General features: G+C 62.6%; 11 protein-coding genes. 7 read left to right on the plus strand and 4 right to left on the minus strand.

Annotated elements, in window-relative coordinates:
• Positions 1-64: 64 nt before the first annotated feature.
• Entirely contained in the window at positions 65-223 is a 159-nt protein-coding gene (locus ASD50_RS22925) for a hypothetical protein (RefSeq protein ID WP_156464934.1), read from the plus strand.
• Positions 220-1,659 carry a GMC oxidoreductase gene (locus ASD50_RS04455; RefSeq protein ID WP_056236672.1) on the plus strand — a complete coding sequence of 480 codons (1,440 nt, stop codon included), beginning with the start codon at positions 220-222 and terminating at the stop codon, positions 1,657-1,659. Before ASD50_RS22925 ends, ASD50_RS04455 begins: the two co-directional genes overlap by 4 nt.
• Here the strand turns inward: ASD50_RS04455 and phhA are convergent.
• Positions 1,656-2,489, minus strand: a complete 834-nt coding sequence (phhA, locus tag ASD50_RS04460) for a phenylalanine 4-monooxygenase (RefSeq protein WP_200952375.1) — start codon at positions 2,487-2,489, stop codon at positions 1,656-1,658. The two genes, ASD50_RS04455 and phhA, sit on opposite strands and share 4 nt — an antisense overlap.
• A gap of 135 nt (positions 2,490-2,624) precedes the next feature.
• Here phhA and ASD50_RS04465 point away from each other — a divergent pair, with 135 nt between their 5' ends.
• A complete protein-coding gene (locus ASD50_RS04465) occupies positions 2,625-3,101 on the plus strand; it encodes an Lrp/AsnC family transcriptional regulator (protein WP_056236676.1) in 477 nt (158 codons plus the stop codon).
• A gap of 2 nt (positions 3,102-3,103) precedes the next feature.
• Here the strand turns inward: ASD50_RS04465 and argB are convergent, their stop codons facing one another.
• Positions 3,104-3,997 carry an acetylglutamate kinase gene (argB, locus tag ASD50_RS04470; RefSeq protein ID WP_056236679.1) on the minus strand — a complete coding sequence of 298 codons (894 nt, stop codon included), beginning with the start codon at positions 3,995-3,997 and terminating at the stop codon, positions 3,104-3,106.
• Between the two features lie 153 nt (positions 3,998-4,150).
• Between argB and ASD50_RS04475 the strand changes: the two genes are divergently transcribed.
• The 4 genes from ASD50_RS04475 to msrB all read left to right on the plus strand — a co-directional run bounded on the left by ASD50_RS04475 (position 4,151) and on the right by msrB (position 6,704).
• Entirely contained in the window at positions 4,151-4,690 is a 540-nt protein-coding gene (locus ASD50_RS04475; protein WP_056236681.1) for a sigma-70 family RNA polymerase sigma factor, read from the plus strand.
• Positions 4,687-5,403, plus strand: a complete 717-nt coding sequence (locus ASD50_RS04480) for an anti-sigma factor domain-containing protein (RefSeq protein WP_156464937.1) — start codon at positions 4,687-4,689, stop codon at positions 5,401-5,403. Before ASD50_RS04475 ends, ASD50_RS04480 begins: the two co-directional genes overlap by 4 nt.
• A gap of 96 nt (positions 5,404-5,499) precedes the next feature.
• The gene (locus ASD50_RS04485) at positions 5,500-6,057 is read left to right on the plus strand and encodes a fasciclin domain-containing protein (protein WP_056236686.1); all 558 of its coding nucleotides are present in this window, start codon (positions 5,500-5,502) and stop codon (positions 6,055-6,057) included.
• Between the two features lie 152 nt (positions 6,058-6,209).
• Complete coding sequence (gene msrB / locus ASD50_RS04490; protein ID WP_056236688.1) at positions 6,210-6,704, plus strand: peptide-methionine (R)-S-oxide reductase MsrB; 495 nt, start codon at positions 6,210-6,212, stop codon at positions 6,702-6,704.
• A gap of 56 nt (positions 6,705-6,760) precedes the next feature.
• Here msrB and yihA read toward each other — a convergent pair whose 3' ends face one another.
• Together yihA and ASD50_RS04500 are read right to left on the minus strand one after the other, a co-directional pair.
• Positions 6,761-7,414 (minus strand): ribosome biogenesis GTP-binding protein YihA/YsxC, encoded by a 654-nt coding sequence (gene yihA / locus ASD50_RS04495; protein ID WP_056236690.1) that lies wholly within the window; start codon positions 7,412-7,414, stop codon positions 6,761-6,763.
• The gene (locus ASD50_RS04500) at positions 7,411-8,049 is read right to left on the minus strand and encodes a CatB-related O-acetyltransferase (protein WP_056236714.1); all 639 of its coding nucleotides are present in this window, start codon (positions 8,047-8,049) and stop codon (positions 7,411-7,413) included. The genes yihA and ASD50_RS04500 overlap by 4 nt, the downstream gene beginning before the upstream one ends.
• Positions 8,050-8,351 lie beyond the last annotated feature (302 nt).

The following is an 8,351-nucleotide window of genomic DNA, read 5'->3' on the forward strand; positions in this document are numbered from 1 at the left end:
TGAAGCAACTTCGCCTTTACCGGAAAGGTGTACCAAGGCCGCCTGTCCAGCCGCGAACATGTCCATGCCCGATAAGACCCATTCACGCCGCACTATACTGAACCTTTTGCTGGCGCTGCCATTCCTCCCCTCCCTGCTTGGCCGTCCCCGGCCACCGGTCACGGAGGGTGACGAAATCGTCGAAGTGAACGGCTGGATCCTGAAGAAAAGCGATCTGGCATGATCTTCGACAGCTACGAGGTCTTTCAGGCCGCCTCTCTGACGCCGAAGGTCGTGGTGATCGGCTCGGGACCGGCAGGCATAACCATCGCGCGCAAGCTCGGCAACGCCGGTATATCCGTCGCGGTTCTCGAAGCGGGCGGACGCGAATACAGCGACGAATCACAGGATTTCTATCGCGGCGCCACCGTGGGAGATCCGTATTTCGACCTCGACATAACCCGGCTGCGCTACATGGGCGGCAGTTCCAACCATTGGGCCGGATGGTGCCGCGTGCTTGACGCGCATGACTTCAAGCCGAAGGCATGGGTGCCCGATACGGGCTGGCCGATCGAGCGAGCGGACATCGAACCCTTCCTGCCGGAAGTCCACGACATTCTCGAACTGCCGGAATTTCGCGTCGATGTGCCGATTTCGGACGACATGCGCTGGGTCCAGCTGATCAAGAGCAATGCCGTCCGCTTCGGCGAAAAATACGCGGATGAACTGACCGGAAGCCGCAACATCGCACTGGTGCTGAACACCTCCGTCACCAGCCTTGACGGCGACGGCAGCAAGATCACGGGCGCACATATCTGGTCCAAGGGGCGGCAGGCCGGTTTGCTCAAGGCTGACTACTTCGTCGTCTGCACGGGCGGGCTGGAAAACTCGCGCCTGTTGCTCTGGTCAAACGAGGTCTCCAACGGAGGCGTGGTTCCGCATGCCGAGGCGCTCGGCAAGTACTGGATGGAGCATCCGACCTTCGAGGGCGGCAACGCCATCCTCGCCGACTATGACGAATTCGAAGTCGACGCGGCCAACGAAGCCTTCTTCTCGCCCTCGCCCGCCGCGATGGAGCGGCTCAGGATCATGAATTTCGGCATCCGGCTGATCGAAACGCCCTATCCCGGAGCCAAGCGCCTTATCGCCGACCTTGCCTGCACCGCGCCCGACTTCGCCGAATGGGCGGCGGTCAAGCTCGGCCAGCATCTTCGCTGCGCCGCCCAGCTTTATGTCGCCTGGGAACAGGCTCCACGCGCCGACAACCACATCGAGCTTTCCGCGACCGAAAAGGATCATGCGGGCGTGCCGCGCATCGAACTGCACTGGAAGAAAAGCGAGCTTGAGCGGCGCACCATTCTGGAAGGCCTGCGCCTGTTCGGCCAGACGATGGCCGAGAAGAACCTCGGCCGGGTCCGCATCGACGACTGGCTGACCTCAGGCGAGGACTATCCGACAAATCAGGAACTCGCCGGCCATCACCATATGGGCGGCACGCGCATGGGCATCGATCTCGCCAAAAGCGTGGTCGATGCCGACTGCAAGGTCCATGCGATGGCCAACCTCTATGTCGGCGGCTCATCGGTGTTCTGCACGTCGGGCGAGTGCAACCCGACGACCACGATCACGGCGCTGGCCTGCCGTCTCGGCGACCACCTGACCAGGAAGATAGCCGTTTAAAGGTTGGCCGGGTCGAGCGTGGGCTGGTCCTTCCAGCGCCGCACGATTGCCTTCAGGTCGGCCTGTTGGAACGCATCCCGCAGCACGTCGAACGACGGCAGCACGAAATAGGCCCGCTGGAACTTGTCGATCTCGTAGGTCGTGCGCATCACCGTCTCGAGATCGAACGGAACGCGATGCGCCTTGGCGTCGGTCACCGCGAAGCTGAGTTCGGTGTAGGACGACATCAGCCCTGCCCCGAAGGCTTTGAGTTCCTGCCCCGGTTCGTGCATCAGGCCGTATTCGGCGGTGTACCAGTAGAGCCGGGTGATCATCTCGTCGCCGCCGGCTGCAATCGCTTCCTCGGCGCGTGCGCCATAGCTTTGCATGAAGTCGGCGAAGACCGGCTGCGTCAGGATCGGCACAGGGCCGAAAAAGTCATGGAACATGTCCGGCTCGACAATATAGTCGAGTTCGTTCTCGGTCCTCAGCCAGTTGGTCACCGGAAAGCGGCGGTTGGCCAGATGATCGAAAAACGGCCCCGCCGGGATCAGGCCCGGCACGGCGACGATTTCCCAGCCCGTCAGTTTGCCCAGGCGTTCGCTGACTTCACCGAAGTCGGGAATGCGGTCGAGCAGGCCGAGCGCCTTCACGCCGTCCAGATAGGTATGGTGCGCCAGCTTTTCGGTCAGTGCTGTCTGCCGGTCGCACAGCGTGCGCCACACCTTCTGCTCGGCCGGGCTGTAATTGTAGTCCTGCCGCACCGTGAAGTCGGTGCGGCACACCGAATAGTCGCCACGCAATCCCTGCGCTGCGCATTCGCGGGCGTAGTCGGCAACACTTATGGTCATGATCGCTCTCCCGCGGCAAACCAGCTTGATCTGCCGGCAGGTTACCGCCTTTCGGGAAGGCGAATCGGTTTTTCACGTCGCTTAAGCCATGTTTTTGAGGTAACATCTTCATCAGTATACCTTGCTGGAGAGAAAATGCCTCAATTCGACGATTTCGAGATCAGGATGCTCGACATCCTGCAGCGCGACGGCCGCAAGCCGGTTTCGGAACTTGCGCAGGAAATCGGCCTCTCCACCACGCCTTGCGCGCGACGCTTCGAGGCCCTTCAGGAGACCGGCATCATCAAGAACTTTACGGCGCGGATCAGTCGCCGCGCGGTCGGCCTGTCGGTCGAGGTCTTCATCCAGGTCCGCCTGACCAGCCATAGCGACGGCTCGCCCGAAGCCTTCATCGCCGCCGTCGAGCACATGGACGAGGTTTCGTCATGCTGGACGATGACCGGCGACCACGACTTCCTGCTGCACGTCATGGTGCCTTCGGTCGACGACCTCAACGCCTTCGTCATGCACCGCCTGATGCGGCTGAAGGGCGTGCGCGACGTCCACACGCAGCTCGTGCTGCAGAACATTAAGGGACCCGGCCACGTGCCGCTGTCCCATCTGCGCCGATAGGATCAGGGCACGATCAGCGTGCCGGCGCCATGCTCGGTGAATAGCTCCAGCAGCACCGAATGCGGCGTCTTGCCGTTCAATATGACGACGCCTTCGACGCCGCGCTCGATCGCCTCGATGCAGGTCTCGACCTTCGGGATCATGCCGCCGGAAATGGTGCCGTCCTTGATCAGCGCCTTGGCCTCGGCCACCGTCAGTTCGTCGATCAGCTTCTTGTTCTTGTCGAGCACGCCCGGCACGTCGGTCAAAAACAGCAGGCGCTTGGCTTCCAGCGCACCCGCGATGGCACCGGCAAAGGTATCGGCATTGATGTTGTAGGTATGGCCGTCGCGCCCAGGTGCGACCGGCGCAATCACCGGGATCATTTCAGAACGCGCCAACAGGTCGAGCAGCGTGCGGTCGACCTCCACCGGCTCGCCGACGAAGCCCAGATCAAGCACGCGCTCGATGTTGGAATCCGGATCGACCATGGTCTTGCGCGCCTTCTCGGCGAAGACCATGTTGCCGTCCTTGCCGCACAGGCCGATCGCCCATTCGCCCTCGGCGTTGATCAGCGCCACGATCTCCTTGTTGATCGAGCCGGCCAGCACCATCTCGACGATCTCGACGGTCTTGCGGTCGGTCACGCGAAGCCCGCCTTCGAACTTCGATTCGATACCCATCTTGGTCAGCATCGCGCCGATCTGTGGCCCGCCGCCATGCACCACGATCGGGTTGACGCCGGACTGCTTCAAAAGCGCGATGTCGCGCGCGAAAGCCTTGCCGAGTTCGGTGTCGCCCATGGCGTGGCCGCCATACTTCACCACCACCGTCTTGTTCTCGTAGCGCTGCATGTAGGGCAGGGCTCTCGAAAGAAGCGCGGCCTGCATTTCGGCGGTGGCGGCAATATCCGGCATCAAGGCGTTTCCCGGCTTTTCTGAAAGGAACGGGCGGGTCTTAGCGGGAAACCGCAGCAGGGGCAAATGGCTTGTCGCCCCTTTTGGCAGCCGATGTCAGTTGCCATCGATGCGGCGTTGCAAATGCCGGCTGATCGCATAATTTGAACCGCGATGGAGCCGCAGGATATCACCAAGCTCATTGTCCGGACTTCGATGAAGGACCGGGCGGCGTTCGATCTGCTCTATCGGCAGACGAGCGCGAAACTTTTCGGCGTGTGCCTGCGTGTCTTGAGCGATCGGGGCGAGGCTGAAGACGCGCTGCAGGAAGTCTACGTCAAGATCTGGACCAAGGCCGACCGCTTCGCGGTGTCGGACCTCAGTCCGATCTCTTGGCTGGTGGCGATTGCGCGCAATCATTCCATCGACCGCATCAGGTCGCGGCGGCAGCCGGCTGCCGATATCGAGGCCGTGCTTGAGGTAGCCGATCCAAGCCCCGGCCCGGAGGCTGCGGCGGTTTCGGGCAACGAGGCCGGCCAGATCCATCGCTGCCTGGAGGAACTGGAAGACGACAAGGCCGCCGCCGTGCGCGGCGCCTATCTGAAAGGGGAAAGCTATGCCGAGCTGGCAGAACGTTACAAAGTGCCGCTCAACACGATGAGGACCTGGCTGCGGCGCAGCCTGATGAAACTGCGGGAATGCCTGGAAAGATGACGCTGACGGGTGAACACGGACCGGAACGGGAAAGCGACGATCTCATCGCCGCCGAATACGTTCTTGGCGTCCTCTCCGCAGCCGAGCGGCAGGAAGCGAGCCGGCGTATCGAGAGCGAGCCGGCCTTCGCGCGGCTGGTGGATGCCTGGGAAGCGCGGCTGTCGCCCCTGGCCGACGCCTATGCGCCCGCCGAGCCTCCCCAATCGGTCAAGGCCGCTATCGACCGCCGGCTGTTTGCCTCCGCCTCCCCATCGAGCGCACCCCGCGCCGGCATGTGGGCAAGCCTCGGCTTCTGGCGCGGGCTTGCCGCCGCTGCCGTTGCCGGCCTCGCCATCAGCCTCGCTTTGCCCTACCTGCAGCCGCCGGCGCAACCGCAGGTCCGGCTTGTCGCCTCGCTTGCCGCCGACAGCAGCAATGTGAAGTATCTCGCCGTCTACGATGCCGCCCACCACAATGTCGGCCTGTCCCACCTTTCCGGCGAGCGCGACCAGGGCAAGGACTTCGAACTGTGGCTGATCGAGGGCGACAAGCCGCCCGTTTCGCTCGGCGTCATCCCCGTTGGAACTGCCACGACCGTATCTGTCACGCCATCGATCCAGCAGCAGATCGAGCAAGGCGCGGTCCTCGCCGTCAGCGTCGAGCCTCCCGGCGGTTCGCCGACCGGGCAGCCCACCGGCCCCGTCGTCGCAACGGGCGACCTGAAGAACATCTAGCCGGAAATCTTCACGTCCGGTGAAACTCCTGCGGAATCGCACCGTATCTCCTTGCGGCCCCAACAACGGGGTTTTCGAAATCCAAGGAGACCTGATATGCGCAAGATCGCCACTGCTCTGTTCGCCGGCGTTGTAGCACTGTCCGCCCTCGGCACTGTCGCCTATGCAGAAAATCCGATGGTCGGCGGCGCCGCCATGTATGCCGACAAGAACATCGTCGAAAACGCCGTCAACTCGAAGGACCACACCACGCTCGTCGCCGCCGTCAAGGCAGCCGGCCTGGTCGAGACGCTGCAGGGCGCCGGCCCCTTCACGGTGTTCGCGCCCACCAATGCCGCCTTCGAGGCCCTGCCCGCCGGAACCGTCGACACGCTGCTCAAGCCTGAAAACAAGGAGCAGCTCACCAAGGTCCTGACCTGCCATGTCATCGGCGCCAAGGCGATGGCGGCCGACGTTATGAAGATGGTCAAGGACGATGGCGGCGCGCACAAGGTCAAGACCGCCGGCGGTTGCGAACTGACCCTCAAGGATGAAGGCGGCAAAGTCACCGTCACCGACGAGAACGGCAATGTCGCCAACGTCACCATCGCCGATGTCGAGCAGTCGAACGGCGTCATCCACGTCGTCGACAAGGTTCTTTTGCCGAAGATGTAACGCCGGCAGCACTGCCCGCGAATACCATCAGGAAGACAACAGGCTGCGCGGTTTCTTCAACAGCCGCGCGGCCTCGCCATTCACCGCGTCACCGCTTTTTGATTTCCCGGCGCGGTCGTCGTCTGGCAAGGTTCTGCGAAAGGAACTGCATCATGAACCGTCGCCAACTGCTCCTGAACGGCACCGCATCCGCTGCTTTCCTGACGGCTGCCGCAGTGTTCTGGCGCTCAGGCCGCATCAGTGAGGCGCGGGCCGAAACCTTTGCCGTCATCAAGACCGATGCCGAATGGAAGCAGATGCTGTCGGCGGAACAATATTCGGTACTGCGCCACGAGGCGACCGAGCGACCGTGGACCAGCCCGCTGCTCGAAGAGCACCGCAAGGGCACCTTCGCCTGCGCGGGCTGCGAGTTGCCTCTCTATGCCTCGGAGACGAAATTCGAATCCGGAACCGGTTGGCCGAGCTTTTGGGAATCGCTGCCGCAAAGCATCGGCACGCGCGAGGATTCAACCTTGGGCATGGTGCGCACAGAGTGCCACTGCAGCCGCTGCGGCGGCCATCTCGGCCACATTTTCGACGACGGCCCGCCACCGACCGGCAAGCGCCATTGCATCAACGGCCTGTCACTCAGCTTCAAACCGGCCTGAAGCAATTCCAGGAAAAGTGGAAACCGGTTTTCCGCCTGCAATTGCGCAGAACCGATCTAAAGCCCGTTCGCGGCCAGCACGATCGCCGCGCGCAAATCGTCCAGCCCTTCGGCCTTTTCAGACGACGTCGCCACCACGCCCGGAAAGGCCGCCGGGCGCTTGCGGATCTTCTGCAGTGTTTCCTCGATCAGGCGCGGCACGCCCGCCGCCTTGATCTTGTCGGTCTTGGTCAGCACGATCTGGTAGGAGACTGCGGCCTTGTCGAGCAGCGACAGCACTTCCTCGTCATTCTTCTTGATGCCGTGGCGGGCGTCGATCAGCACGTAGACGCGCTTCAGCGTCACCCTGCCCTTGAGATAGTCGAAGACGAGCTTGGTCCACTGGTCGACCTGTTCCTTCGGCGCCTGCGCATAGCCGTAGCCCGGCATGTCCACCAGCGCCATCGGCGGCAGGTCGCCGCCTTCGCCCGAAAAGCCGTCCGGCACGAAGTAGTTGAGTTCCTGCGTGCGCCCCGGCGTGTTCGAGGTGCGCGCCAGCCCCTTGTGGCCGACCAGCGCATTGATCAGCGACGACTTGCCGACATTGGAACGGCCGGCAAAGGCGATCTCGGGCGGCCCTTCGGGCGGCAGGAATTTCATCGCCGGCACGCCGCGGATGAACACCCACGGCCGTGTGAAAAGATTGACGTCGAGTGTTTCCTGCACGCTCACGCAGCGCTCTCCAGTTTGTTCAGGTCGCTGCCGCGAATGGCATTGAGATTTCGATTGATCCTGTCGAGCGGCCAGTCCCACCAGGCAAGGCGGAGCAGCCGTTCGACGGTTCTGTTGTCGAAGCGCATCTTCACGACCTTCGCGGCGTTGCCGGCGACGATGGCATAGGGCGGCACATCGTGCGTGACGACCGACTTGGCGGCGACGATCGCGCCGTCACCGATGGTGATGCCCGGCATGACGATCGCTTCCATGCCGATCCAGACATCGTTGCCGATGATGGTATCGCCACGGTTTTCCTTTTCCCAGCTCGCCACGTCGAAGCCTTCTTCCCAGCCGTGGCCGAAAATATTGAACGGATAGGTGGAGAAGCCCGACATGGCATGGTTGGCGCCGTTCATGATGAAGCGCGCGCCCTCGGCTATGGCGCAGAACTTGCCGATCACCAGCCTGTCGCCGATGAACGGATAGTGGTGCAGCACGCATCTCTCGACGAATTTGTCCGGCCCGTCCGGGTCGTCATAGTAGGTGAAATCGCCGATCTCGATATTGGGGGCTTCCACCAGCGCCTTCAGGAAGCCGACGCGCGGATGCATGAAAATCGGATGCTTGATGTTGGGATTGGGTCCGGTCATGGCGGCGTCCATTTCGAATGGGCTCGGGAAAAGAAAACGGCCAAGCCGATTCGCGGCTCAGGTCCGGCTCCTCATCCACGATCCAGCCGGTTGATCTTTTTCGACCTTATAGGAAAGGCGCACCCGCGCGTCCAGCCGCGCCGCCGGATGAGGTTACCGCCAAAAACCAAAAGAGGCGCCTTGTGGGCGCCTCCTGGTGCTGGTTGCGGAGTGTTGCTCCGGTTGGTTGTGAGGCTCAGCTCAGGCCCTGGATATCGCCATTGTCGTCGAGATGGATGTTCTCGGACGACGGCTTGGAGGGC

It is taken from the genome of Mesorhizobium sp. Root552, assembly GCF_001427285.1.
GTDB lineage: Bacteria > Pseudomonadota > Alphaproteobacteria > Rhizobiales > Rhizobiaceae > Mesorhizobium.